Annotated in this window: 21 protein-coding genes and 1 pseudogene; 12 read left to right on the top strand and 10 right to left on the bottom strand. The window is 72.9% G+C overall.

Annotated features, from left to right (window positions below; all coding sequences use genetic code 11):
• The first annotated feature begins 30 nt into the window (after positions 1–30).
• Entirely contained in the window at positions 31–531 is a 501-nt protein-coding gene (gene mug, locus OG798_RS12325; RefSeq protein ID WP_267061215.1) for a G/U mismatch-specific DNA glycosylase, read from the top strand.
• Between the two features lie 9 nt (positions 532–540).
• Here the strand turns inward: mug and OG798_RS12330 are convergent, their stop codons facing one another.
• The 3 genes from OG798_RS12330 to OG798_RS12340 are packed head-to-tail and all read right to left on the bottom strand — an operon-like array spanning position 541 to position 2,683.
• On the bottom strand, positions 541–978 hold the full coding sequence (locus tag OG798_RS12330; protein WP_267061216.1) for a hypothetical protein: 438 nt from the start codon (positions 976–978) through the stop codon (positions 541–543).
• Between the two features lie 41 nt (positions 979–1,019).
• Positions 1,020–1,745 (bottom strand): ABC transporter permease subunit, encoded by a 726-nt coding sequence (locus OG798_RS12335; RefSeq protein ID WP_328756977.1) that lies wholly within the window; start codon positions 1,743–1,745, stop codon positions 1,020–1,022.
• The gene (locus tag OG798_RS12340) at positions 1,742–2,683 is read right to left on the bottom strand and encodes an ABC transporter ATP-binding protein (RefSeq protein WP_121416823.1); all 942 of its coding nucleotides are present in this window, start codon (positions 2,681–2,683) and stop codon (positions 1,742–1,744) included. Before OG798_RS12340 ends, OG798_RS12335 begins: the two co-directional genes overlap by 4 nt.
• Before the next feature lie 107 nt (positions 2,684–2,790).
• Between OG798_RS12340 and OG798_RS12345 the strand changes: the two genes are divergently transcribed.
• The 3 genes from OG798_RS12345 (at position 2,791) to OG798_RS12355 (ending at position 5,917) form a co-directional block, all read left to right on the top strand.
• The gene (locus OG798_RS12345) at positions 2,791–3,960 is read left to right on the top strand and encodes a sensor histidine kinase (protein ID WP_121416822.1); all 1,170 of its coding nucleotides are present in this window, start codon (positions 2,791–2,793) and stop codon (positions 3,958–3,960) included.
• Positions 3,961–3,974: 14 nt separating this feature from the next.
• Positions 3,975–4,637, top strand: coding sequence for a response regulator transcription factor (locus OG798_RS12350; protein ID WP_121416821.1), 663 nt, complete (start codon positions 3,975–3,977; stop codon positions 4,635–4,637).
• 122 nt (positions 4,638–4,759) lie between these two features.
• Positions 4,760–5,917, top strand: a complete 1,158-nt coding sequence (locus OG798_RS12355; RefSeq protein ID WP_095855967.1) for an ROK family transcriptional regulator — start codon at positions 4,760–4,762, stop codon at positions 5,915–5,917.
• 134 nt (positions 5,918–6,051) lie between these two features.
• On the opposite strand, the gene OG798_RS12360 is transcribed toward OG798_RS12355, so the two are convergent.
• Together OG798_RS12360 and OG798_RS12365 are read right to left on the bottom strand one after the other, a co-directional pair.
• Positions 6,052–6,813: a GntR family transcriptional regulator gene (locus tag OG798_RS12360; RefSeq protein WP_095855966.1), complete on the bottom strand. Its 762-nt coding sequence runs from the start codon at positions 6,811–6,813 to the stop codon at positions 6,052–6,054.
• Between the two features lie 255 nt (positions 6,814–7,068).
• Positions 7,069–7,953: an RNA polymerase sigma-70 factor gene (locus OG798_RS12365; protein WP_328756978.1), complete on the bottom strand. Its 885-nt coding sequence runs from the start codon at positions 7,951–7,953 to the stop codon at positions 7,069–7,071.
• Between the two features lie 155 nt (positions 7,954–8,108).
• On the opposite strand from OG798_RS12365, the gene OG798_RS12370 reads away from it, so the two are divergent.
• On the top strand, positions 8,109–8,939 hold the full coding sequence (locus tag OG798_RS12370; protein WP_267061218.1) for an alpha/beta fold hydrolase: 831 nt from the start codon (positions 8,109–8,111) through the stop codon (positions 8,937–8,939).
• Between the two features lie 93 nt (positions 8,940–9,032).
• Here the strand turns inward: OG798_RS12370 and OG798_RS12375 are convergent.
• Positions 9,033–9,830, bottom strand: a pseudogene (locus OG798_RS12375) (DMT family transporter); the annotation flags it as partial.
• A gap of 94 nt (positions 9,831–9,924) precedes the next feature.
• On the opposite strand from OG798_RS12375, the gene pdxR reads away from it, so the two are divergent.
• From pdxR to OG798_RS12390, 3 genes are all read left to right on the top strand, one after another.
• The gene (pdxR, locus tag OG798_RS12380) at positions 9,925–11,325 is read left to right on the top strand and encodes a MocR-like pyridoxine biosynthesis transcription factor PdxR (protein WP_328756979.1); all 1,401 of its coding nucleotides are present in this window, start codon (positions 9,925–9,927) and stop codon (positions 11,323–11,325) included.
• Positions 11,326–11,517: 192 nt separating this feature from the next.
• Positions 11,518–13,116, top strand: coding sequence for an alkaline phosphatase D family protein (locus OG798_RS12385; protein WP_267061220.1), 1,599 nt, complete (start codon positions 11,518–11,520; stop codon positions 13,114–13,116).
• 224 nt (positions 13,117–13,340) lie between these two features.
• Positions 13,341–14,774, top strand: a complete 1,434-nt coding sequence (locus tag OG798_RS12390; protein ID WP_328756980.1) for a GNAT family N-acetyltransferase — start codon at positions 13,341–13,343, stop codon at positions 14,772–14,774.
• Between the two features lie 48 nt (positions 14,775–14,822).
• Here OG798_RS12390 and OG798_RS12395 read toward each other — a convergent pair whose 3' ends face one another.
• Complete coding sequence (locus OG798_RS12395; RefSeq protein ID WP_097227687.1) at positions 14,823–16,154, bottom strand: trans-sulfuration enzyme family protein; 1,332 nt, start codon at positions 16,152–16,154, stop codon at positions 14,823–14,825.
• Between OG798_RS12395 and OG798_RS12400 the strand changes: the two genes are divergently transcribed.
• Both OG798_RS12400 and OG798_RS12405 read left to right on the top strand, forming a co-directional pair.
• Entirely contained in the window at positions 16,116–16,640 is a 525-nt protein-coding gene (locus tag OG798_RS12400; RefSeq protein WP_097226501.1) for an Lrp/AsnC family transcriptional regulator, read from the top strand. The two genes, OG798_RS12395 and OG798_RS12400, sit on opposite strands and share 39 nt — an antisense overlap.
• A gap of 63 nt (positions 16,641–16,703) precedes the next feature.
• Positions 16,704–18,395: a DUF885 domain-containing protein gene (locus OG798_RS12405; RefSeq protein ID WP_267061223.1), complete on the top strand. Its 1,692-nt coding sequence runs from the start codon at positions 16,704–16,706 to the stop codon at positions 18,393–18,395.
• A gap of 76 nt (positions 18,396–18,471) precedes the next feature.
• On the opposite strand, the gene OG798_RS12410 is transcribed toward OG798_RS12405, so the two are convergent.
• Entirely contained in the window at positions 18,472–19,422 is a 951-nt protein-coding gene (locus tag OG798_RS12410) for an MBL fold metallo-hydrolase (RefSeq protein WP_328756981.1), read from the bottom strand.
• Positions 19,423–19,569: 147 nt separating this feature from the next.
• Here OG798_RS12410 and OG798_RS12415 point away from each other — a divergent pair, with 147 nt between their 5' ends.
• Positions 19,570–20,439, top strand: a complete 870-nt coding sequence (locus OG798_RS12415) for a LysR family transcriptional regulator (protein WP_267063785.1) — start codon at positions 19,570–19,572, stop codon at positions 20,437–20,439.
• 6 nt (positions 20,440–20,445) lie between these two features.
• Here the strand turns inward: OG798_RS12415 and OG798_RS12420 are convergent, their stop codons facing one another.
• Positions 20,446–20,961, bottom strand: a complete 516-nt coding sequence (locus tag OG798_RS12420; protein WP_097226497.1) for a rhodanese-like domain-containing protein — start codon at positions 20,959–20,961, stop codon at positions 20,446–20,448.
• A 162-nt stretch (positions 20,962–21,123) separates the two neighbouring features.
• Between OG798_RS12420 and OG798_RS12425 the strand changes: the two genes are divergently transcribed.
• Positions 21,124–21,570: an Lrp/AsnC family transcriptional regulator gene (locus OG798_RS12425; RefSeq protein WP_095858239.1), complete on the top strand. Its 447-nt coding sequence runs from the start codon at positions 21,124–21,126 to the stop codon at positions 21,568–21,570.
• A 20-nt stretch (positions 21,571–21,590) separates the two neighbouring features.
• Here the strand turns inward: OG798_RS12425 and OG798_RS12430 are convergent, their stop codons facing one another.
• Positions 21,591–24,593, bottom strand: coding sequence for an AAA family ATPase (locus OG798_RS12430; protein WP_121416813.1), 3,003 nt, complete (start codon positions 24,591–24,593; stop codon positions 21,591–21,593).
• Positions 24,594–24,596: the final 3 nt, after the last annotated feature.

Below are 24,596 nucleotides of genomic sequence, written 5' to 3' on the forward strand. Positions count from 1 at the left end.
GCGGACCTCGAGGCCGCCCGCGACCGGCTGGTGCCGGATGTCGTCGGGGACGGCCTCAAGGTGCTTCTCTGCGGCATCAATCCGGGGTTGATGACCGCCGCCACGGGCCACCACTTCGCCCGTCCCGGCAACCGCTTCTGGCCCGTGCTGCATCGGTCGGGGTTCACACCCCGGCTGATGAAGCCGTCGGAGCAGGGCGAGTTGCCGTCGTACGGGCTCGGCATCACGAACGTGGTGGCGCGCGCGACCGCCCGGGCCGACGAGCTGTCCGCGCAGGAGTACCGCGAGGGCGGACGGCTGCTGAGCGCGAAGGTGGAGCGGCTGCGGCCGGGGTGGCTGGCGGTGGTCGGGGTGACCGCCTACAGGGCGGCCTTCGAAGACCGGAAGGCCGTGATCGGCCCGCAGGAGCGGACGATCGGGGACACCCGGGTCTGGGTGCTGCCCAACCCGAGTGGGCTCAACGCGCACTGGACGGCGGCGACGATGGCCGAGGAGTTCGGACGGCTGCGGGTGGCTGCCGCCGAGGGGTAGCGGATCAGGTCACGGTGGGTCGATCTCGGTGACCAGGGCGAGCAGGCTGAACTCCTGGTCGACGCCCCGCCGGGAGATGCCGAGGGCGACCCAGCGGCCGTGACCGTGCGCCTGCCACACGTACACGTTCCGCACGTGCGCACCGAGGGAGGCCCACGGCTCCGGTATGTGCTCGTCGCCCTGCTGAGCGCGCAGGAAGACGCCGTCCAGGCTCATGTGCCCCCGTTCCCCCCACCGGTCGGCGAGCCGCTGCGCGAGGCCCTCCCGCCACGCCTCGATCTGCTCCTCGCGCTCCCCGTCGTCGCCCTCCCCGGAGCCGGCGCTCCGCTCTAACTCGACGAGGTGGAAACCAGGTCCCCCGGGACTGCCGAACGACCCGCCGTGCTCCACGGGGAAGTCCTGGGAGCACAGCCGGTCGATCGTGGCCAGATGCCGTGCGATGGTCATGAGATCCAGTAAAGCCGCTGCCACTGACAATTGGCGTGCCGTCAGGCGTCCCTGCTCCGTACGTTCCACGCGCCCGCCGCAAGGGCCGCCGCCGTCCAGGCTGCGGTCACCATGAGCCCGGTCCAGGGGCCGAGGGCGCCGTCCCACGTCTCGTGCAGCACCACTTGGCCCGCCCGGTCGGGCAGGAAGTCGGCCACGCCGCCCGACACTCCGCCGATCACGAAGGAGACGATCAGGAGGAACGGCACCAGGATGCCCAACGTGGCGACCGCGCTGCGCAGTACGGCCGTGAGCCCGGCGGCGAACAGGGCCATCAGCGCCAGGTAGAGGCCGCAGCCCACGGCCCCGCGTACCTCTTCGCCCCACGCCAGCCCGCCGGCCCTGGTTCCGAGGACCGCCTTGCCCACGAGCAGGCTCACGAGCCCTGTCACCAGGCCGACGGCCAGCGCGGGAACCCCGATCGCCACCACCTTGGCCGCGAACCACCGTCCCCGCCGGGGCACCGCGGCCAGCGACACCCGCAGCGCGCCGCCCCGGAACTCAGCCGCGACGGCCTGCGCGCCGAACGTGATCGCCGCGATCTGCCCGAAGCTCACGCCGAAGAACACCGAGAACAGCGGGTCGAAGTCCTGGCCACCGGAGTCGTCGAGACCGGCGAGCGCGGAGAACGCCGCCGTCGCCAGGAGCACGGCGAGCAGTCCGACGACGAGGGACCGCAGCGTACGGATTTTGATCCACTCCGCGTGGAGTACGGGTGCGAAGGTCATGATCGGGCCTCCTGGGGCCGGGTGGGCGACGGTACGGCGGTGAACTCGGCCTCGGCGGCCGTCAGGTCGAGGTACGCCTGCTCCAACGTGCCCTCCTCCGCCGCGAGTTCGAGGACCGGCAGGCCCGCGCCGGAGGCGAGGAGCCCGATGTCCTCCACCCGTGCGTGCGGGACGGTCCACCGTCCGTCCGCATCCTCGACGGCCTCGTGACCGTGGCGCGCGAGCAGCGCGCCGAGAGCGGCGCCGTCCGTGCTGCGCACCCGTACCCGGGGCCGCACGCGCGCGTGGATGAACTCCCGCAGGGGTGTGTCGGCGAGGAGCCTGCCCCGGCCGAGGACGACGAGGTGGTCGGCGAAGGACGCGGTCTCGTTCATGAGATGGCTGGAGACGAGCACCGTGCGGCCTTCACGGGCCAGTCGGCGCAGCACCTCGCGGATCCAGATGATCCCTTCGGGGTCGAGCCCGTTCGACGGTTCGTCGAGCAGCACCACGGGCGGGTCGCCGAGGAGCGCGGCCGCGATACCCAGGCGCTGTCGCATGCCCAGGGAGTACGTCTTCACCCTGCGCCGCGCCACGGACGCGAGCCCCGACTCCTCCAGCACGGCGTCCACCCGGCGTTCGGAGATGCGGTTGCTCGCGGCGAGCGCCCGCAGATGGTCGCGCGCGGTGCGCGAGCCGTGTGCGGCCCCTGCGTCGAGCAGCGCTCCGACCCGGCGCAGGGGCTCGTCGAACGAGGCGTAGGGCCGGCCGCCGACGGTGGCGGTGCCGGACGTGGGCCGGTCCAGGCCCAGGACGAGACGCATGGTGGTGGACTTTCCGGCGCCGTTGGGTCCGAGGAAGCCGGTGACGCGGCCGGGAAGGACGCTGAAGGTGAGGTCGTCCACGGCGCGCCGACTGCCGTACTCCTTGGTCAGGTTCTGGACGTCGATGCTGGTCATGGCCCCAGCCTGGCGGCCTTTGCGCGGTCGGTACTCCCCCGCCGGTGGAGATCGTCTCCCCCGCTCGGGGGAAGCCGGCCCCCGGGGCCGGCTGGGACGATGGCGCGATGGCCCGCTTTCTGCGCCCGTTGTTCCTGGGGACCACCTACACGCGCCTGCTGCATCTGTGGGTGCCGACGCTGTTCGTCAGCGTGTGGCTGTTCATCGACATGTCGAGACCGTGGGTACCCGCGGTGCTGTTGATCCCGCTGGGGCTGGTCCCGGCCGTGCGGCGGGGTGAGGGAGTGCAGGCGCGGTACATGCTGGCGCCGGACGAGCCGCGGGAGCGGGGCGACCGGGACGCGGCGATCTCGGTCGCGCCGTCGGCGACCTGGCGGGACCGGCTGCGGACCGTGCTGTGGCTCGAAGTACGGATGGGCCTCGGGGCGGTGACGACGGGGGTCACCGTCTGGATGCCGGTGACCGCCATCGAACTGGCCGGGGCCGCCTGCGGTCGCCCCGTCGACATCACACTGCTGCCCCTGTCGCCCCCGCCGTGGGCCTGCGCCCTGCTCGTACCCGTGCCGCTCCTCGCGCTGTACGGCGCGGTCGTCGGCCTCGGCGAGCTGGTCACGGTCATCGCCCGCCGGCTGCTGGGCCCCTCCCCCGCCGAGCGCCTCGCCGCCCTGGAGGAACGCACCGAACAGCTCCTGGAACGCACGCGCATCGCCCGTGAACTGCACGACTCGATCGGGCACGCGCTGACCGTGGCGGTGGTGCAGGCGGGCGCGGCACGCGCGGCCGGCGACCCCGCGTTCACCGACCGGGCGCTGCTCGCCATCGAGGACACCGGCAGGGCCGCCCTGGAGGACCTGGAGCGCGTGCTCGGTGTGCTGCGCGAGGCGGGGCGCCCCGCGAGCGGCCGACCCACGCTGAGCGACGCCGACCGGCTCCTGGAGTCGGCGCGCGGCTCGGGTGCGAAGGTCGACGCCGAGGTGACGGGTGCGTTGGAGGCCGTGCCGGGACCGGTCTCCCGCGAGGGCTATCGCATCCTCCAGGAGTCCCTGACCAACGTGCTGCGGCACGCCGGGAGCGTGCCGGTGCGGGTCCGTATCGCGGTCGACGACGGCACGCTGGGCCTGGAGGTCCGCAATCCGCTGACCGCCGGGATATCGGGGCCGGGCCGCGGCAGTGGCCTGCGGGGCATACGGGAGCGGGCGGCGCTGCTCGGCGGGCGGGCGCGGACCGGGCCGGACGGGGGCGACTGGCAGGTACGGGTCGAGCTGCCGTTGCGCTGATCTACGCTGGCCGGATGCCGGTCACCGTTCTCCTCGTCGACGACGAACCGCTCGTCCGCGCGGGCCTGCGGGCCGTCCTGGAGGCGCAGCCCGACATCGAGGTCGTCGGAGAGGCGGCCGACGGCGCCGCGGTGATCCCGCTCGTGCGGCGGCTGCGGCCGGACGTCGTCGCCATGGACGTCCGCATGCCGCTCATGGACGGCATCGAGGCCACGCGCGCGGTCCTGCGGACCGTGAGCGATCCCCCGAAGATCCTCGTCGTGACCACGTTCGAGAACGACGAGTACGTCTACGAGGCGCTGCGCGCGGGTGCCGACGGTTTTCTGCTGAAGCGGGCCAGGGCCGCCGAGATCGTGCACGCCGTGCGGCTCGTCGCGGAGGGCGAGTCGCTGCTGTTCCCGGCGTCCGTGCGGCAGTTGGCGGCCGAGTACGGGGACGGCGGCGGGAATCCGGCGGCGCGGGCGGCCATGGAGCGGGCCGCGCTGACCGAGCGGGAGGGGGAGGTGCTGCGGCTGATGGCACGGGGGCTGTCGAACGCGGAGATCGCCGGGCGGCTGATCGTCGGGACCGAGACGGTCAAGTCGCACGTCAGCGCCGTACTGGCGAAGCTGGGAGCCCGGGACCGTACGCAGGCGGTCATCGCGGCGTACGAGTCGGGGTTCGTGTCCCCTGGCTGAAACGGCGGTCCGTCGGTGGCCGAAGCGACCGGTCGGTAGCAAAGGAGGTCCCCGGCTCTCGCCGGGGCGCGCCGCGCCGAGTACGATCCGGCCAACACGCGCACGAGCTGGGAGGACGGACGTTGGGGCGGTTGACCGGCGGGGACCCCTCTCTGCTGCGAAGGATCAATTCCGCGGTGGTGCTGCACGCGCTGCGTGCCACGGACTGCGCGACGCTGACCGAGATCACCCGGGTGACCGGATTGTCCCGGCCCACGGTCGAAGGTGTCGTGGAAGGGCTGATCGAAGCCGGGCTCGTGGTCGAGAAGGCGGCCGAGGAGGGCGCGGCACGGCGTCAGGGCCGTCCCGCGCGGAGGTTTCGGTTCCGGGCCGAGGCGGGCCATCTGCTGGGCCTGGAGATCGGTCCCCATCGCGTCGCCGGGCTCCTCGCCGATCTGGACGGCCGGGTACTGGGAGCCATGTCCAAGGAGGTGGACGAGACCGCGTCGGCGGACGAGCGGCTGGAGAGGCTGCGCACGGCGGTCGCCGATCTGCTGCGCCGCGCGGGTGTCGCGCGCAACTCCCTGCGTGCGGTCGGCGTGGGCAGCCCGGGGATCGTCGAGGCGGACGGCACCGTACGCCTGGGCACGGCGCTGCCGGAGTGGACGGGGCTGCGCCTGGGCGACCGGCTGAACCGTTCCTTCAAATGCCCGGTGCTCGTCGAGAACGACGCCAACGCGGCGGCGGTCGCCGAGCATTGGAAGGGCTCGGCGACGGAGTCGGACGATGTGGTGTTCGTGCTGGCCGGGCTGAGCCCGGGGGCCGGTTCGCTGATCGGCGGGCGGCTGCACCGGGGATACGGGGGCGCCGCCGGGGAGATCGGGGCGCTCCATCTGCTCGGCCGCGGAGCCACTCCCGAGACGCTGCTGTCGACCACGGACGAGCCCCTGCACCCGCTCGACGAGCAGGCCGTCGCCGAGGTGTTCGCGCTGGCCAAGGGCGGTGACCAGCGCGCTCGCGCGGCGGTCGACCGCTTCATCCAGCGCCTCGTGCACGACGTGGCGGCCCTGGTCCTCGCCCTCGACCCGGAACTGGTCGTCGTCGGCGGCTGGGCGGCGGGGCTGGACGGCGTACTGGAACCGCTGCGGCGCGAGCTGGCGCGCTACTGTCTGCGGCCGCCCAAGGTGGCGCTCTCCCTGCTGGGCGAGGCGGCCGTCGCGACGGGCGCCCTGCGGCTGGCCCTCGATCATGTGGAGGAGCAGCTGTTCGCGGTGGAGGGGACCGTGACCGCACGCCGCTGACCGGCGGTCTCACGGACGCGGGAAACCGGCCACCGGCCTCACGGGCACGAGAAAGCCGTCACGCCCCGGAGTGTTCCGGGGCGTGACGGCTCAGACCTGGGGGCCTGTCGTTGGGACCAGGCCTGGGCCCCGGCTCAGGAGGCCCGGCGCTCGGGGTCGTGGTGGATCTCCACGCCGCCGGAGTCGCCGAAGGTCAGCCGGCAGGTGTCGGCGCGGTACGTGGCCACGGAGACCGCGGCGGTGCGCCCCTCGGCGAAGTAACGGGTCGTGACGACGAGGACGGGCGCCCCGGGCAGCCGGTCCAGCTCCTTGGCGTCGTCCGCGCGGGCCGAGCCGAGCTCCACGGCGCGGTCCTGGCCCTCCAGGTCGAGGTGCTGCAGTTCGCGCAGCACGGCACGGGCGAGGGTCGCCCCCGACGGGGCGTCGATCGCGGAGAGGCCGGGCACCGAGGACGCCGGGATGTAGAGCAGCTCGGCGGCGACCGGCTGGCCGTGCGTCACCCGGGAGCGGCGGATCGTGTGCACCTGGTCGTCGGGGGCCGTCTCCAGGACCTCGGCCACCGCGGCGGGCGGGACCGCCACCGCGCAGTCCACGGGCCGCCAGGCGTCGCCGACCGCGCCCGGCCACACATGCTGCTCGGTTCCGACGGCCACGCCCACGCGCGGCGGGGCGACGGTCGTGCCCACCCCGCGGCGGCGCTGCAGTCGCCCTTCGAGCTCCAGCTGCTCCAGCGCCTGGCGCAGCGTGGCGCGGGCGACGCCGAACCTGGCCGCGAGATCGCGTTCGTTGGGCAGGACCTCGCCCACGGAGAACTCGGAGTCCAATGCCTCGGTGAGCACCGTCTTGAGATGCCAGTACTTCGGCTCCGGCACCGTTTCCAGCTGCGTGGTCCCCACCCTGTCCTCCGCAATCGCCGTGGCCCGGCGGCGTTTTAGCGCCCTTGTTTATTAAAGGTTCTTGCACTATCCCTGCGACCATAGGGCCGCCCCCACCCTTGGTCAAGACCAATCCTCGATCCCTTACGCATTGCAGAGGCGCCTTGCCGCGCAGCGTTCACAGGGCGTTCGCGCGCGGTGATGTTCGTGACACAACGTCGCAAGCCCCCGTCCAGAAGACGGGGGCTTGCGAGGGGCATGAGGGGACCGCAGTGGCTACTGGTTGCCCAGGGACACCAGCTTCTCGGGGTTGCGCACGATGTAGATGCACTGGATCCGGCCGTCCACGACATCCAGTTGGACGGTGCTGTCGGGCTTCTCGCCGGAGAGGACTAGGAGCGCGGCGCCTCCGTTGAGCTCCACGGAGCGGTACGACAGGTCGGGAACACCCTGCTGGGCGACGGCGTAGAGGAAACGGCCCACCTTGTCGGCGGTCTCGATGACCCGCAGCGGCGCCTTGGACAGTCCGCCGCTGTCGCCGATCAGGCGGACGTCCGGGGCCAGCAGGGACATGAGCCCCTCGAGGTCCCCTCCGGCCGCCGCCGCGAGGAACCGCTCGGTCAGGTCGCGGCGTTCGGCCGGGTCGACCTCGTAGCGCGGGCGTCGTTCCTCGACGTGCTTGCGCGCCCGTCCGGCGAGTTGGCGCACGGCGGGCTCGCCCCGGTCGAGGACGGCGGCGATGTCCGCGTACGGGTAGCCGAACGCCTCTCTGAGGACGAACACCGCGCGTTCCAGGGGCGACAGGGACTCCAGGACGACGAGGACGGCGAGCGAGATGGAGTCGGCGAGCACGGCCCGCTCGGCGGTGTCGGGGGCGGTGTCCCCGAAGTCGGTGAGGTACGGCTCGGGAAGCCACGGTCCCACGTACGCCTCGTTGCGCGACCGCACCTGGCGCAGCCGGTCGACGGCGAGCCGGGTGGCGATGCGCACCAGGTAGGCGCGTGGTTCGCGCACCTCGGTGCGGTCGGCGCCGGACCAGCGCAGCCAGGCTTCCTGGACGACGTCCTCGGCGTCGGCCACCCGTCCCAGCATGCGGTAGGCGACGCCCATCAGGACGGGGCGGTGCTCTTCGAAGACCTCGGTCGCGGTGTCGATGGTCACGGCCCCATCCCATCCCGGCACATCCCGCCGTGTCCAGGCGGCGCCGGTGAACGCGTCGGTCTCGTGGCGACCGGGGGCTACCCGTCGGTAGCAGTTGCTGACAAGCTGTCTACGAAGACGGTTCGTCAACGTGCCACCAGACGAGGAGCAGCATCATGTCCGCCACGGTCTCCTTCAGCCTTCCCTCCGCGCACGGTCCGCGGACCGTGACCATGTCCTACGCGCGCGTGGGCACCGGAGAACCGCTGCTCCTGCTGCACGGCATCGGCCACCACCGGCAGGCCTGGGACCCGGTCGTGCACATCCTGGCCGCCGAACGCGAGGTGATAGCCGTCGACCTGCCCGGGTTCGGCGAGTCCCCGGCGCTGCCCGACGGGCTCACGCACGACCTCGGAACGGTGGTGCCCACGCTCGGCGGGCTGTGCGAGGCGCTGGGGATCGAGCGTCCGCACGTGGCGGGCAACTCCCTGGGCGGCCTGCTGGCCCTGGAGTTGGGCCGCGAGAAGCTCGTACGGTCCGTCACCGCGATCTCGCCCGCCGGGTTCTGGTCGCCGGTCGAGCGGCGTTACGCGTTCGGTGTGCTGCTGGCGATGCGGCAGGGCGCGCGGCGCCTGCCGCTCCCGGTGATCGAGCGGCTCTCCCGCTCGGCGGCCGGACGGGCCGCCCTGACCAGCACCATCTACGCCCGGCCCGGCCGCCGTTCACCCGAGGCCGTGGTCGCCGAGACCCTCGCGCTGGCCCGCGCCGAGGGCTTCGCCGACACTCTCCGGGCCGGCACCACCGTCCAGTTCACGGACGACATCCCGGGGCTGCCCGTCACCGTGGCCTGGGGCACCCGGGACCGGCTGCTGGTGCGCCGCCAGGGGATCCGGGCCAAGCACATCATTCCCCGGGCCCGGCTGGTGCGGCTGCCGGGCTGCGGTCACGTCCCGATGAACGACGATCCGGCGCTCGTCGCCCGTGTGATCCTCGACGGCAGCCGCTGACCGACGCCGGGTGAGGCGCCACGCGCCGGAGCCCAGGACGACGCCCGCGCCGACCAGGGCGCTGCCCGCGGCCTGCGCGGCGCCATACGCGCCGGTGCCGACCAGCGGCGCCGTGCAGGCCGCGGCGACGGGGATGAGCCCGGAGAAGAGCGTGGCGCGCTCCGCGCCGATGCGCTGCATGCCCATGTACCAGCACACGAAGCCGACGACCGTGACGACCGCCGCCTGCCACACCAGCGCGGCGGCCTCGGTGGTGTCCGGCGTCCGCAGCCACGCGCCGCCGGTGAGACACGCGGTGAGGATCCCGGCCACCGCCGACTCGACCGCGGCGATCCCGCAGACGGTGGCCGACAGCAGCCGGGGCCCGAGCGGACGCAGCACCGGTACGGCGAGCACCGCGAAGCCCACCTCGCCCGCGAGCGCGCACACGGAGTACGCGATCCCCGTACCGTCGGTGCGGCCCCAGCCCTGGACCGTGAAGGCGCCCACCGCGACGAGCGACGCCCCGTACAGGACCGGACGTTGGGGCCGGCGGCCCTCGAGAAGGGGGACGGCAACGGCCACGACCACCGGGGCGCAGCCCACGAAAACGCCCGGAACAGCTGGTTCCGCGGTGCGTTCGGCGGCGATCACGGCGAGGTTGAAGCCGACCATGCCGACGGCCGCGAGCAGCGCGAGGCGCCCCCACCGGCGTACCCCGAGCCGCCGCAGCGGTGCCGTGCCACCCCGCCCGACCAGCGGCAGGAGCAGCACGCAGGCGAGACCGTAGCGAAGGAACTGACCGCCCGCGTACGGGTAGTGGCCCAGGACGCTGTTGGCGGTGAAGGAGCCTCCGACGAGGACGCAGGCGAGGGCGGCGAGCAGCGACCCGCGCAGGGTGGTGGTGTTCATGACGGTGACGCTACGAAGGGCGGCGGTCCGGTTTAAGGTCCACTTTCATGACGCCATCGGGGACCACATGACGCCGTCGGGGGCCGCAGGGGAGATGACGCCGTCGGGGCCCGCCTGGGAGCTGCTGGTGCCGGCCGCCTCGGCACCGGCACGGGCGCGTGGACGCGCTCTGCAGGCCGCGCTGCGCGAGGCGGTCCGCACGGGGCGGCTCGCGCCGGGCACCCGACTGCCGTCCAGCCGCGAACTCGCCGCCGACCTCGGGGTGTCGCGGGGGCTGGTCACGGAGGCGTACGAGCAGTTGACCGCGGAAGGGTATCTGCGCAGCGACCGGGGCGCGGGGACCTGGGTCGGCGGCGCCGCCCGGGCGGCCCACCCGCGCGCGCGTGACCTCGCACCGCGCCCCGCCGGGGCCCGCGCCGACTTCCTTCCCGGGACACCGGATCTGTCCCTGTTCCCGCGCGCCGCCTGGGCGGCCGCCCAGCGCGGGGTCCTCGCCGAACTGCCCCACCAGGCGCTCGGTTACCCGGATCCGCGCGGTCTGCCCCGGCTGCGCACCGCCCTCGCCGAACTGCTCGCCCGGCGCCGCGGCGTGGTCGCTGACCCCGAGCGCGTCATCGTGGTCTCCGGGGTCGCCCAGGCGACGACCCTGCTCGGATTCGTGCTCCACGCGCGCGGGGCGCGCGCGATCGGCGTCGAGGACCCCGGAAGCCCGGAGCACGGCACTCTCTACGCCTCGGCCGGCCTCGACGCCGTACCGCTGCCGCTGGACGACGAAGGGCTGGCCACCGGGCCGCTGAAGGAGTCGGGCGTACGGACGGTGGTGACCACGCCCGCCCACCAGTTCCCGTCGGGGATCGCCTACTCGGCGCGGCGCCGCACGGAACTCCTCGACTGGGCGCGCTCGGTGGACGGTCTGGTGGTCGAGGACGACTACGACGGGGACTTCCGCTACGACCGTGCTCCCGTGGGGGCGCTACAAGGGCTCGATCCCGAGCGCGTCGCCTACACGGGGTCGGTCAGCAAGTCGCTCGCGCCCGGGCTGCGGCTCGGCTGGCTGCTCGTACCGGCGGCGCTCGCCGAGGAGGTCGTCGAGCGCAAGCGCACCATGGATCTGGGGAACCCCGTCGTGGACCAGGCGCTCCTGGCCCGCTTCGTGGAACGGGGCGACTACGACCGGCAGCTGCGCCGCTGCCAGCGCGTCTACCGGGAACGGCGCGACACCCTCGTATCCGCCCTGGAGGAGCACTTTCCCGGTACCGAGGTGTCCGGGATCGCGGCGGGTCTGCATGTCATCGCCGCGCTGCCCGGGCGGTACGGGCCGCCGGAGTACTTCCTGGAGCGCACCGCGGCGGCGGGGGTGGCCGTGCGTCCGCTGGCGGACTACGGGCGGGCGGTCGAGCGCGCCGACGTACGGCTGGTGCTCGGTTACGCCCACCAGTCCCCCGCGCGGATCCGCGACGGCGTACGTCTGATGGCACAGGCGCTGCGCGCCTGACCGCTGAGGGGGCGTCCGTCCGAGGGGGAAGCCGGAGCATCCGTGGGACGTGCGCGGTCGGAGGCGGACGTCGGTGCGCTTGCCTGCGGGGCCAGTTGTTCACTTGTGGTTTCCGTGTGCGCTGCGGCGCACCCGTAGTTGTGGCTAGTCACATCGGCCGACTCCGTCGACTCCGTCCCTGGAGGCGCATTCATGTCACACCGCCCGCAAAGCCCTCTCCCCCTCCCCGGTCGCCGCGGCGTCCTGCGCGGATCCCTCGCCGCTTCCGCGGCCCTGGCCCTGCCCACCGCACTCGGCTCGGCCCCGGCGTTCGCGCTGTCCGGGCGGCCCAAGGCGGGGTGGGGCGTCCAGACCGGAGACGTGAGCGCGCACTCCGGCCTGGTGTGGGTCCGCTCGGACCGCCCCGCCCGGATGATCGTCGAGACGTCCGCGACCGAGTCGTTCCGCAACCCCCGCAGATGGCACGGACCGCTGCTCGGCGCGGACTCCGACTTCACCGGTACGACACGGCTGCACGGACTGCCCTCCGGCGAGCAGATCCACTACCGCGTGCTGCTGGCCGACCCCGACGACCCGCGCCGTACGGGCGAGCCGGTGACCGGCACCTTCCGCACCGCGCCCGCGAAGCGGCGCCACGACGTCCGGTTCGTCTGGTCCGGTGACCTGGCCGGACAGGGCTGGGGCATCAACGAGTCCATCGGCGGTTACCGGATCTTCGACGCCATGGCGAAGGTGGACCCGGACTTCTTCCTGTGCAGCGGCGACAACATCTACGCCGACGGCCCGATCTCCGCCACGGCGCCGCTTCCGGACGGCAGCCTGTACCGGAGCATCACCACCGAGGAGAAGTCGCACGTCGCGGTCACCCTGGCCGACTACCGGGGCAACTTCCGCTACAACCTGCTGGACTCGGCGCTGCGCCGGTTCAACGCCCGGGTTCCGAACATCGTCCAGTGGGACGACCACGAGGTCCGCAACAACTGGTACCCGGGCGAGGTCATCGGGTCCGGCACCCCCTACCCGGCCGGCACGAAACTCGACGACCTGGCCGTCCGTGCCCGGCGGGCGTTCTCGGAGTACTTCCCGATCTCCACCATCAGCGGACGCCCGGACGGACGGATCTACCGGACCGTCCACCACGGCCCGCTCCTGGACGTGTTCGTCCTGGACATGCGGACCTACCGGAACGCCAACTCGCCCGACGACCAGACGACCGACCCGCAGGGCATCCTCGGCCGCGAGCAGCTGGAGTGGCTCAAGCGCGAGCTGGCCGCGTCGCGCGCGGTGTGGAAGGTCATCGCCGCCGACATGCCGCTCGGCCTGGTCGTGCCCGACCCGGTCGAGGGCAGGCCGAACATCGAGGCCGTCGCCCAGGGCGACCCGGGCGCGCCGCTCGGCCGCGAGCTGCAGATCGCCGAGCTGCTGCGGTTCATCAAGCACCGGCGGATCACCGGGACCGTGTGGCTGACGGCCGACGTCCACCACACCTCGGCGCAGCACTACGACCCCTCGCGGGCCGCTTTCAAGGACTTCGAGCCGTTCTGGGAGTTCGTCTCCGGACCGCTCAACGCGGGCGCCTTCCAGGCGAACGCCCTGGACGGCACCTTCGGCCCCGACCGGGTCTTCGTCAAGGCTCCGGCCACCGCCAATGTCTCGCCGGCGGACGGTTACCAGTTCTTCGGCGAGGTCGACATCGACGGCGACAGCGGGGAGCTGACGGTGCGGCTGCGTGACCTGGACGGCACGGTGCTGTTCACACAGGTGTTGCAGCCGGGGCGTGTGGGTCAGTAACGGCGCCCAACTCCCGTACCCTCGAAGGGTTGGGCCGCGCACCGGAGTCATCCCCCGGTGCGCGGCCGCTCTCGTGACCAGGCACGTAAGCCAGGTGATCCGGGGCAGGCAAAACAAGGGCAAAAAGAACCGCAAAAAGGATAGAACGACACTTTACCGATCAGTCACAGACCGTTCGTGATCACGCAACACCATTCCTTCACAGTGGTTGCATGACTCCAGACATGTCTGACGTGACCCGGGCGAAGCACGGACGCCCCGTCCACCACTGGCGACGCGACGTGGTCGAGCTCGCCGCCCTGTTCACGGCCGTCGCGGTCGCCGACGCCGTCGCCAATCTGATCGGACACGGCCCCGACGGCCCGGCCCTGCTGGTGATCTCGTCCGTGGTCCTGGTGGCCACGGCCGGATTCCACACATGGTGGGCACGCCGCCACGGTCACGCGCCGCCCGCGGGCGATACCGGCGCCCGGACCCTCGCCGTGGGGCGAGAGGCCGGGCAGGTCGGGCAGGCCGACCGGGCCGCGGCGGCGGCGGAGGCCGCCACGGGAGAGACCGTCCTGTGGCGGATGCGCACGACGGTGAAGGACGAGCCGGGTTCGCTGGCCGCGCTGTGCATGGCGCTGGCCCACCAGCGGGTCGACATCCTGAGCCTGCAGACGCACCCGCTCGCCGAGGGCACGGTCGACGAGTTCCTGCTGCGCGCGCCCGTCGAGCTGGACGCGTCCGAGATCACCCGCGCCGTCTCGCTGGCCGGCGGCACCGGAACCTGGATCGAACGGGCCGACGCCCACGATCTGGTGGACGCTCCGACGCGCGTCCTGGGGCTGGCCACGCGCACGGCTTTGGACGCCGCGGAACTTCCGCTCGCCCTCCGGCAGTTGCTCGGTAGGTGCACCATTCGTTCGCTGCCCGCCCGCTCCCCCGGGTCGGGTCGGGCGGAAGAGGGTGCGCCGGTCGAAGGAGTGCTGGAAGACACGGTGATGCGGTTGCGCGCACCGGAGGGTGGGGTGATCACGGTGGAGCGGCCGTATCTGCCGTTCACGCCGACCGAGTTCGCTCGGGCGCGGGCGTTGGTGGAGCTGGACGCGCGGCTGGGTCCGCGCATCCCGCTCAACCAGGACATGCTGACACTGCCGGAGGGTCCCGCGATCACCGTGCGTCGCGCCGACGTCTCCGATGTCGCCGCGGCGAAGGCGATGCACGAGCGCTGCTCCCCGCGCACGTTGAGCATGCGCTACCACGGGCCGGTCGGTGACGCGGACCGCTATCTGAACCACCTGCTCAGCCCGCGCTTCGGTCGCACCCTCGCCGTGCAGACGGCGTCGGGACGCGTCGTCGGGCTCGGCCATCTCCTCTGGGACGGCGACGAGACGGAGATCGCGCTGCTCGTCGAGGACGACTGGCAGCGGCGCGGGATCGGCGCCGAGCTGGTCGGCCGGCTCGTGGCGATGGCCGTCGAGGCGGGCTGCGAGAGCGTGTACGCCGTCACGCAGGCCTCCAACACCGGCATGGTCGCCGCCATGCGCGGCCTGGACCTCCCCCTCGACTACCAGATCGAGGAGGGCACCCTCGTCATCACGGCCCGCCTGGACGCCACACCGGTGGCCTCCCGACTCCCGTACGACCAGGAGCAGAAGCAGGGGCAGAAGAAGTAGGACGGACACCGGGAGGCCCCGGGCACCTCGCCCGGGGCCTCTCCCTGGTCACCGCCCCAACGCACCGTCCAGGTCGGCCCACAGGTCCTCCACGTCCTCCAGCCCCACCGACAGCCGCAGCAAGCGGTCACTGACCCCCGACTCGCGGCGGTCGTCGGCGGCCACGATGCGGTGGCTGATGGACGCCGGATGCTGGATCAGGCTGTCGACACTGCCGAGGCTCACCGCCGGGGTGATCAGGCGGACCCCGGCGATGACCTCGTGCGGGTCGCCGTGGACCTCGAAGGCGATCATGGCACCGCCGATCCGCGGATAGTGGACGCGGTCGACGCGCGGATCGGCCGCGAGCCGGCGGGCGAGCTCGGCGGCGTTGGCGGACGCGGCCCGGACCCGTACGGGCAGGGTCGACAGGCCGCGCAGCAGCAGATATCCGGCCAGCGGATGCAGCACGCCCCCGGTCGCGAACCGCACTTGCCGCAGCCCCCGGGCGAACTCCTCGTCGCAGGCCACCACTCCGGCCATGACGTCCCCGTGTCCGCCCAGGTACTTGGTGGCGCTGTGCAGGACCAGGCGGGCCCCCTGCTCCGCGGGGCGTTGCAGCACGGGTGTGGCGAAGGTGTTGTCGGCGAGCAGCGGAACGGACCCGCAGGCGTGCGCGACGGCGCGCAGGTCGAGTTCGGCGAGCGTCGGATTGGCCGGGGACTCGACCATGACAAGGCCGGTGTCGGGGCGCAGGGCGTCCGCGATGCCCGCCGGGTCGACCCAGGTGACCTCGGAGCCCAGCAGCCCGGCGGTGAGCAGGTGGTCGCTGCAGCCGTACAGGGGCCGTACGGCGACGACATGGCGCAGGCCGAGCGCGTTCCGCACGAGCAGTACGGCGCTCAGCGCGGCCATGCCGCTCGCGAAGGCGACCGCGCTCTCGGTTCCTTCGAGGCGGGCGAGGGCGGTCTCGAAACGGGCGACGGTCGGGTTGCCGAGGCGCCCGTAGACGGGCGGGCCCTCCGGCTCGGCGCCGTCGGCCGCGAACGCGTCGATGCGAGCGGCTTCGCCACGGCTGTCGTACGAGGGGTAGGTCGTGGACAGGTCGATCGGCGCGGCGTGCAGTCCCCGCCGGGCGAGGTCCTCCCGCCCGGCGTGCACGGCCTCGGTGGCGAGGGCACGCGGCGCGAGGGCACGGGTGCCCTGAACGTCGTAGAGGTCGTCCCGACCGTCATAGGAGTCGCCCCGAGCGTCGCAGGAGTCGTCCTGAGCTTCGTATGCGTCGTGCACCACGGATTCCATGCACAGCAGACTGAACACCGGCCGGGGCCCTGGACGCACACTCCGTGTTACGTTCGGGCCATGGCCGAATCTGTCGTACTCGATCCGGTGGATCTTCATCTGCTGCGGCTGCTCCAGAACGACGCACGGACGACGTACCGCGATCTCGCCGCGCAGATCGGCGTCGCGCCCTCGACCTGCCTGGACCGGGTGACGAGGCTGCGCCGCGCGGGGGTGATTCTCGGCCATCAGCTGCGCCTCGATCCGGCGAAGCTCGGGCGGGGCCTGGAAGCCCTGCTGTCCGTGCAGGTCAGACCGCACAGCCGCGAGTTGGTCGGGCCGTTCGTGGAGCGGATCAGGGCGCTGCCGGAGTCCCGGACCGTCTTCCACCTCACCGGGCCCGACGACTACCTCGTCCTGGTCGCCGTCGCGGACATGGCCGACCTGCAGCGGCTGGTCCTCGACGAGTTCACGTCCCGGCGCGAGGTGGCCCGGGTGGAGACCCGGTTGATCTTCCAGCAGTGGGACTGCGGCCCCCTGCTCCCGCCTTCCCCGCCGTCGCCCTCGGCCCCGACCTCGGCCCCGACCTCGGCAAAATCAGGCTGATGCCGGCCCCATGCCCGGTCGACCGGGCTGACGCGGCACCCGTCCTCGTATGAGGATGTCGGCATGTCAGAGACGAAGAGCCCGCTGCCCCGCGAGGTCGCCGACGCGTACGTCGACGATCTCATCGCCCTCGATCCGGTCCTCGGTACCTACCTCGGTGTGAAGGAGAGTGCCGACAAGCTCCCCGACACCTCGCCCGCGGGGCAGGAGGCCGTCGCGGAGCTGGCGCGGACGACGCTCACCCGACTCGACGAGGCGGAGCGGCAGCCGGGGGCGGACAGCGACATCGAGCGCCGCTGCGCCCGGCTGCTGCGCGAGCGGCTCACCGCCGAACTGGCTGTCCACGACGCCGACGAGGGCCTGCGGGCCGTCGGCAACATGCAGACGGCCGCGCACTCCGTGCGCCAGGTGTTCACCATCGCGCCGACCGAGACGGACGAGGACTGGGCCGCGATCGCCGAGCGGCTGCGCGCGGTGCCGACCGCCCTTACGGGGTACCGCGAATCTCTCGCCCTCGGCCTGGAGCGCAAGCTGTACGCGGGCCCGCGCCCCACCGCGACCTTCATCGAGCAGCTCACCGAGTGGTCGGACCCGGACGGGCAGGGCCGTGGCTGGTTCGAGGACTTCGTGTCCGCGGGGCCCGACGCCCTGCGGGACGAGCTGGACACGGCGGCCCGGACGGCCACGCAGGCCCTGGTGGAGCTGCGCGACTGGATGCGTGACGTCTACGCGCCCACGATCGAGGGCGCGCCGAACACGGTGGGCCGCGAGCGGTACGCGCGCTGGGCACGCTACTTCAACGGTACGGATCTCGACCTCGACGAGGCGTACGCGTACGGCTGGTCCGAGTACCACCGGCTCCTCGCGGAGATGAAGTCCGAGGCCGAGAAGATCCTGCCCGGCGCCGAGACCCCCTGGGTGGCGCTCGCGCACCTCGACGAGCACGGCAGGCACATCGAGGGCGTCGACGAGGTCCAGACGTGGCTCCAGGGTGTGATGGACCGGGCGATCGACGCGCTGGACGGCACCCACTTCGAACTCGCCGAGCCGGTACGGAAGGTGGAGTCGCGCATCGCGCCGCCCGGCGGCGCGGCGGCCCCGTACTACACCGCGCCGTCCGCGGACTTCTCGCGGCCCGGCCGCACCTGGCTGCCCACCATGGGGCAGACCCGCTTCCCCGTCTACGACCTCGTCTCGACCTGGTACCACGAGGGCGTCCCCGGCCATCACCTCCAGCTCGCCCAGTGGGTGTACGTGGTCGACGACCTCTCGCGCTACCAGGCCACCGTCGGTCTCGTCAGCGCCAACGCCGAGGGCTGGGCGCTGTACGCGGAGCGGCTGATGGACGAGCTCGGCTTCCTGGAGGACGCGGAGCAGCGGCTCGGCTACCTGGACGCGCAGATGATGCGCGCGGCCCGGGTCATCGTCGACATCGGCATGCACCTGGAACTGGAGATTCCGGCGGACTCCCCCTTCCACCCGGGCGAGCGCTGGACCCCGGAGCTGGCGCAGGAGTTCTTCGGCGCGCACAGCAGCCGTCCGGCGGACTTCGTGGAGAGCGAGCTCACCCGCTACCTCTCCATCCCGGGTCAGGCCATCGGCTACAAGCTCGGTGAGCGGGCCTGGCTGCTCGGCCGCGAGAACGCGAAGAAGCGGCACGGCGCCGCCTTCGACGCCAAGGCCTGGCACATGGCGGCCCTGTCCCAGGGTTCGCTGGGCCTGGACGACCTGGTGGACGAACTGTCCCGGCTCTGACGGACACCGACGACGGCCGGGCTCATCGTGACGACCGAGCCCGGCCGCCGCGTATCAAGTACGGGGAGTACCTGAATTACTGGGCGTGTTCGGCGTGCTCGGCGTGCTCGGCGTGCTCGGCGTGCTCGGCGTGCTCGGCGTGCTCGGAGCACAGGCAGCCGACGCCCTTCTCGATCCACTCCCGGCCGGCCCACTCCGGGTGCCGTTCGATCATCAGCGCCGAGATCTCCTCGACGATCGTCCGCTCGTCCACGGCGGAGTCGCGACGGGCCCACGTCTCCTCCCGCAGCAACCGCAGGTAGTCGCGCACGTCGGCCAGCAGCCCCGCACCGCCGACCTCGCCGTGGCCGGGCACCACGATCCGGGGAGCCTGCGCCGCCAGCCTCTCCATCACCGCGATCCAACGGGTCCCGGACACGTCGGTGTCGTACGGCGGGAACCAGGGGAAGATGGCGAACTGCCCGGCTTCCACGAGGTCCCCCGTGAACAGGACGTCCGCGTCCGGCACCCTGACCACCTGGTCGCCCCTGCTGTGGGCGCGGCCGGTGGCCCGCAGCTGCACCACGCGCCCGCCCAGGTCCAGGTCGTACGCCCGGTCGTAGACGACATCGGGCCGCGCCAATTCGACGCCCTGGAGCCGGCGCTCGACCGGCTTGCCGAGCCCCTTGAACATCTCCAGGTAACCCGGCCCCTTCACCTTCAGGTCCTCGGCCTGGTCCCGGTTGAGCAGGAACGTCGCCTCCCCGGCGAAGACCTGCGCCCCGAAGGCGTGCTCGGGGTGAAAATGCGTCGTCGTCAGATAGATCCGACGTCCCTTCGCATAGTCGGCCGCGAACTCCAGCACCTTTTCGGCGTTGCCCGGGCCCAAGCCGGTCTCGACGACGAGCACGGCACCGTGACCGCCGATGACGCCGATGTTGGGCACGAGCTGCACCCGCCGGTCGGGGATGACCACCAGGTCACGGGCCAGCTCCTGAACACCCTCGACGTGCACGACGGGATCCGTCGTCACCGCTTCCTCAGACACTGCGACTCCTCCGTGTTGCGCTGAGCCACCAGTCCAGCCCGGATGTCCGGGGGCGTCCAACACCGATCTCGCAGTCCCGATACCGCGCGGGTATCGTCGCAGTTGAGGGAGCTCGAGAAAGCGGCTCGGGACGGCGATGGAGCGATGATGGAGCTGCGGACCCTGCGCTACTTCGTGGCGGTCGCCGAAGAACTCCACTTCGGCCGGGCCGCGGCGCGACTGCACATGACCCAGCCCCCGCTGAGCCGGGCCGTCAAACAGCTGGAGACCGACCTCGGCTGCGAACTGCTGCGCCGCTCACCCACGGGCGTCACCCTCACCCCGGCCGGAGCCCTCCTCCACGACGAGGCATGCACCCTGCTGGCGCGAGCCGACCAGGCCCGGGCCCGGGTGGCCGCCGCGGCCGGCACGGCGACCCTGACCATCGGCACCCTTGCCGACAGCGCCGAGCAGGTCGGCACCCGGCTGGCCGTCGCCTACCGGCACCAACACCCCGCCGTGCGCATCCGCATCCGCGAGGCCGACCTGACCGACCCGACCATCGGGCTGCGGGCCGGCCTCGTCGACGTGGCCCTGACGCGGGCGCCGTTCGACGACACCGGCATCACCACCCGCGTGCTGCGGTCGGACCCGGTCGGTGTGGTCCTGCGCGCCGACGACCCGCTGGCCGACCGCGACCGGCTGCGCCTGGACGAACTCGCCGACCGCCGCTGGTTCCGGTTTCCGGAGGGCACGGACCCGGTGTGGCAGGCCTTCTGGACGGGCCCGCCGGGCGCCGACGGGCGCCGTGACGGTCCCGTCATCCGCACCGCCCACGAATGCCTCCAGTCGGTCCTGTGGAACGACACCGTCGGGCTGATGCCCCTCGCCCACTCCCAGCCCCTGCCCGAGGGCCTCACGGTGATCCCCTTGGCGGATGCGCCGCCCAGTGACCTGGTCATCGCGTGGAACAGCGCCCACACCACCCCGCTCATCCGTTCGTTCGTAAGCCTCGCGACGGGCCTCACGCGCTCCTAGAAGCGGTCAGCAGCCACAGTCCGCCGCGTCCACCGGAGCCGTCAGCGGGTCCGCCGCGCGCCGCTCGCCCCCTTCCCACGTCTCGTACGCGAAGCCTTCGCGCACCCAGTACTCGAAGCCGCCGAGCATCTCCTTGACCGGGAAGCCGAGTTCGGCGAGGGCGAGAGCGGCACGCGTCGCGCCGTTGCAGCCGGGTCCCCAGCAGTAGGTGACGACGGGCACCGACCTGTCGAGGAGCTGCTCGGCCTGCTCGGGGATGAGCGCCGTGGGCAGGTGGATCGCACCGGGCACGTGCCCCTGGTCCCAGGACGCGGTGGAGCGGGAGTCGAGGACCACGAAGCCGGGGTCGCCGCCCGCCGCGAGCGCGGCGGCGACGTCGGAGACATCGGCGTGGAAGGCGAGGCTCGCGCCGAAGTGGGCGACGGCCGCGGCCGGGGACGCCGGGGCGACCCGCAGCACGGGGTTCGCCTTGGTCGCGGTGCTGGTCACAGTGGTGACAGTGGTGTCGACGGGCACAGTCATGGTCCGGCCTTCCCTCCCTGCCCCGCCGAACCGGCACCTTCGCGGCACCGGCCCCACGGGGACCTCCTGGCCAGAAATCTACGGCCGGTGATCCTCTTCCTGAAGTGGGGATCCACGGCATCGCTCTTGATCGGCCGGGGTTTCCCCTGCTATCCATCGCACATGACCGCGTATTCCCCGGACGCCACCGACTGGCACATCCTCGACGTCCTCCAGCGCGAGGGCAGGGCCAGCTTCGCGGAGCTGGCCCGTGCCGTCTCGATGTCCGCGAGCGCGGTCACCGAGCGGGTGCGCCGCCTGGAGGAGGCGGGCGTCATCCAGGGGTACGCGGCCGTCGTCGACCCGGAAAGCCTCGGTCTGCCGATCCTGGCCTTCGTCCGGCTGCGCTATCCGAACGGCAACTACAAGCCGTTCCACGACCTCGTCGAGGCGACGCCCGAGATCCTGGAGGCGCACCACGTCACGGGCGACGACTGCTTCGTCATCAAGGTCGCGGCACGTTCGATGAGCCACCTGGAGAAGATCTCCGGCCGGATCGGCACCCTCGGCTCGGTGACCACGAGTGTCGTCTACTCCTCACCGCTCCCCCGGCGCCCCCTGGGGCACTGATCCCCCGGCGAACCCTCGGCTCAGTCGTGGACGCCCCGCTGCCGTACGACCGATCCCGTTCTGCCCTTCACGACCTCGAGCTGGGCGTGGATGCGCCGCCGCAGGTCGGCGACATGGCTGACGATGCCCACGCTGCGGTCACGCTCCCGCAGCGAGTCGAGCACGTCGAGGACCTCGTCCAGGGTCTGGTCGTCGAGGCTGCCGAAGCCCTCGTCGATGAAGAGCGTGTCCAGCCGCACCCCACCGGCCTCGTCCGTGACGACGTCCGCGAGGCCGAGGGCCAGCGCGAGCGAGGCGAAGAACGTCTCGCCCCCGGAGAGCGTCGCCGTGTCGCGCTCCCGGCCGGTCCAGGCATCCACGACATGCAGTCCGAGCCCGCTGCGGCCACGGCCCGCGCGGTCGTCGGAGTGGACGAGGGTGTAACGCCCGGAGGACATGCGCTGAAGTCGTACGGTCGCGGCGGCGGCCACCTGTTCCAGACGGGCGGCCAGGACGTACGACTCCAGGCGCATCTTGCGCTCGTTCTCCGCCGAGGTACCCGCGGCCAGCCCGGCCAGGCGTGCCACTCGGTCGAACTCCTCACGCAGCGGCGCGAGTCGGCGTACGGACGTGCCCGCGCGCGTGGACAGCCGGTCCAGTTCCGTGCAGCGTCGGGTCGCCTCGTCCTGGGCGGAGGCGGTCTGCCGCAGCCGTCGGGCGGCGGACTCGGCGTCCCGTTCGGCGGCGGCCAGGTCGGCGGCCGGCCGCTCGGCGGCGGCCGCCGTGTCGGCCTCGGCGAGCACGGCGCGCACCGCGCCGTCCTCCAACTGCCAGGCGTCGAGGCGTCGTTGGAGGTCCCGGTGAGCCGCGTTGTCGAGGAGTGCGGCGGCCGCGGCCTGGGGGGTGTCGAAACCGGCGCGGAAGGCCGCGTCGGACAGGCGCGCGTCGGCGTCCTTGAGACGCTGCGCGGTGTCCTCGGCCACGCGCACGGCCTCCGCGGCCTCCGTGAGCAGGGCGGCCTGCCGCTCCAGCTGCGCGGCGCGCACGGCGACGCTGTCGGCGGCGCCCCGCGCCTGCGCCAACTCCTCCTCCAGGGAGGCCCTTTCGCGGTCGTTCCGGTCGCGGTGGGAGACCCGGGCGGCAGATCGCAGCGCGACCTCCTGCTGGGCCGCGACCCGCCGCTCGTGCTCGAGTCCCGCCTGCGCGAGCCGCTCCCGCGCGGCATGCAGCCCGGATCCCGCAGCCCGCGCCTCGGCGTACCGCAGCTCCAACTCCTCTGCCTGCTCGGCGAGTTGCGCGGTCGGTGTGTCGCCCGCCTCGGCGGTCGCGGCCGCCAGCGCCTCGCGTACGACGCCGAGCCTGCGCTCGTCCTCGGTGGCCTGTTCGTCGGCGCGCTGGTACGCGGCGAGGGCCCGCTCCTCGGCCTCCCGGTCGACGTGTCCGGCGTCCTTGCGCGCGGGTGCGGGGTGCGCGGAGCTGCCGCACACGGCGCAGGGCTCGCCGTCGACGAGACCGGCGGCGAGTTCCGCGGCGATGCCCTGAAGACGCTGTTCCTTCAGATCGAGCCAGTGGACCCGGGCGTCCGTCGCGCGTTCACGGGCGGCGAGGGCCCGGGAGTGGGCGGCGTCCGTGTCCCGGGCGAACTGGTCGCGCTGCCGGGCCGCCCTGAGCCGCGCCTGGGCGGGATCGCGCCGCTCGGCGAGCTGCTCCGCACGTGTGGTGGCCTCCTGCGCGGACTCGATGCGCGCCTGGAGCTCCGCGCGGGTCGCCTCCCAGGTGGCGAGCCAGCTCTCGGCGTCCTGGCGAACATCCTCGTCCTCGCGCTCCTGGCGGTCCAGGGAGGCACGCTCCCTGGTGAGTTCGCCGAGCCGGCGCTCCGCCCTGCGGGCCGACTCCAGTCCGCCGAGCTCCTCGGCCGCCTTGCGCGCCGCCGCCGCGAGCCCGGGCGCACCGGCTCCGGCGTAGCTGTCCGGCAGGGCGAGACGCGCGCGTGCCTCGTCCGTGGCCGCGCTGCGGTGCTCGGCCTCGGCGGCGTCGCGCAGATCGAGCGCGGGGGCGACCGTCTCCGCCTTGCGCGCCCGCTCCATCCGCGCCTGTGCCTCCCGATGGGCGTCGGCACGCTCCTCCAGCCGCGCGGCCCGCTCCCGCGCCTCGGTGAACCTGCGCTGCAGCCGGGCCACCTCGCGTACGTCGTCGAGTACGCGGTCGGCGGCGGCCTGCGCGGACTCGGCCGCCGTACGCGCGGTGCGCGCGAGGGTCAGCCGCTCGCGGGCCGTACTGCGGGCCACCGCGGCCCAGGTCAGAACGGCGTCGGCGAGGCCGGGCTCACCGGGCGCGAGAGCGGGCGGTGACACCTCGACGATGTCCCCGGCGGCCTGCTGCATGCGGTGCGCGTCGGCGAGCAACGCGGCGTCGCCCTCGCGTACTTCGGCCTCCGTGGCCCGGCGCCGCTCGGCGAGCCGCTTCTCGACCTCGGCGAAGCGGTGGGTGTCGAAGAGCCGGCCGAGCAGCTTGCCGCGGGCCTCGGCGTCGGCCCGCAGGAAGCGGGCGAAGTCGCCCTGGGGCAGCAGCACGACCTGGCAGAACTGCTCACGGCTCATGCCGAGCAGTTGGGTGATCTCCTCGCCGATCTCCTGGTGGGAGCGGCTGAGGTCCTTCCAGGTGGCCGCGGACGCCTCGTACTCGCGCAGCCAGCTCTGTGCCTTTTCGGTGGTCGTGCCCGTGCCGCGCTTCTTGGGGCGGGCCCAGGGCGGCTGCCGGGTGACCTCCAACCGGCGCCCTGCGACGGTGAGTTCGAGGGTGATCTCGGTGCGCGTCGCGGGTGCCGCGTGGTCGCTGCGCAGGGTCAGACCCTGGCCGCTCTGGCGGGCGCCCGGGACCGCCCCGTACAGCGCGTAGCAGACGGCGTCGAGGACGGACGTCTTGCCCGCGCCCGTCGGGCCGTGCAGCAGGAAGAGCCCCGCGGTCGACAGCTCGTCGAAATCGACGCTCTGGGTGCCGCCGAACGGCCCGAAGGCCGTGATGTCCAGGCGGTGCAGCCTCATCGG

Origin of the sequence: Streptomyces sp. NBC_00271, assembly GCF_036178845.1 — a bacterium.
Lineage (GTDB): Bacteria > Actinomycetota > Actinomycetes > Streptomycetales > Streptomycetaceae > Streptomyces.

What these genes read in the sequence shown, in the direction of transcription:
- OG798_RS12330 (WP_267061216.1), bottom strand. Translation starts at nt 978, where the DNA reads ATGACCATCGCACGGCATCTGGCCACGATCGACCGGCTGTGCTCCCAG.
- OG798_RS12335 (WP_328756977.1), bottom strand. Translation starts at nt 1,745, where the DNA reads ATGACCTTCGCACCCGTACTCCACGCGGAGTGGATCAAAATCCGTACG.
- OG798_RS12340 (WP_121416823.1), bottom strand. Translation starts at nt 2,683, where the DNA reads ATGACCAGCATCGACGTCCAGAACCTGACCAAGGAGTACGGCAGTCGG.
- OG798_RS12345 (WP_121416822.1), top strand. Translation starts at nt 2,791, where the DNA reads ATGGCCCGCTTTCTGCGCCCGTTGTTCCTGGGGACCACCTACACGCGC.
- OG798_RS12350 (WP_121416821.1), top strand. Translation starts at nt 3,975, where the DNA reads ATGCCGGTCACCGTTCTCCTCGTCGACGACGAACCGCTCGTCCGCGCG.
- OG798_RS12370 (WP_267061218.1), top strand. Translation starts at nt 8,109, where the DNA reads ATGTCCGCCACGGTCTCCTTCAGCCTTCCCTCCGCGCACGGTCCGCGG.
- pdxR (WP_328756979.1), top strand. Translation starts at nt 9,925, where the DNA reads ATGACGCCGTCGGGGCCCGCCTGGGAGCTGCTGGTGCCGGCCGCCTCG.
- OG798_RS12385 (WP_267061220.1), top strand. Translation starts at nt 11,518, where the DNA reads ATGTCACACCGCCCGCAAAGCCCTCTCCCCCTCCCCGGTCGCCGCGGC.
- OG798_RS12390 (WP_328756980.1), top strand. Translation starts at nt 13,341, where the DNA reads ATGTCTGACGTGACCCGGGCGAAGCACGGACGCCCCGTCCACCACTGG.
- OG798_RS12400 (WP_097226501.1), top strand. Translation starts at nt 16,116, where the DNA reads ATGGCCGAATCTGTCGTACTCGATCCGGTGGATCTTCATCTGCTGCGG.
- OG798_RS12395 (WP_097227687.1), bottom strand. Translation starts at nt 16,154, where the DNA reads ATGAAGATCCACCGGATCGAGTACGACAGATTCGGCCATGGCCCGAAC.
- OG798_RS12405 (WP_267061223.1), top strand. Translation starts at nt 16,704, where the DNA reads ATGTCAGAGACGAAGAGCCCGCTGCCCCGCGAGGTCGCCGACGCGTAC.
- OG798_RS12415 (WP_267063785.1), top strand. Translation starts at nt 19,570, where the DNA reads ATGGAGCTGCGGACCCTGCGCTACTTCGTGGCGGTCGCCGAAGAACTC.
- OG798_RS12420 (WP_097226497.1), bottom strand. Translation starts at nt 20,961, where the DNA reads ATGACTGTGCCCGTCGACACCACTGTCACCACTGTGACCAGCACCGCG.
- OG798_RS12425 (WP_095858239.1), top strand. Translation starts at nt 21,124, where the DNA reads ATGACCGCGTATTCCCCGGACGCCACCGACTGGCACATCCTCGACGTC.
- OG798_RS12430 (WP_121416813.1), bottom strand. Translation starts at nt 24,593, where the DNA reads ATGAGGCTGCACCGCCTGGACATCACGGCCTTCGGGCCGTTCGGCGGC.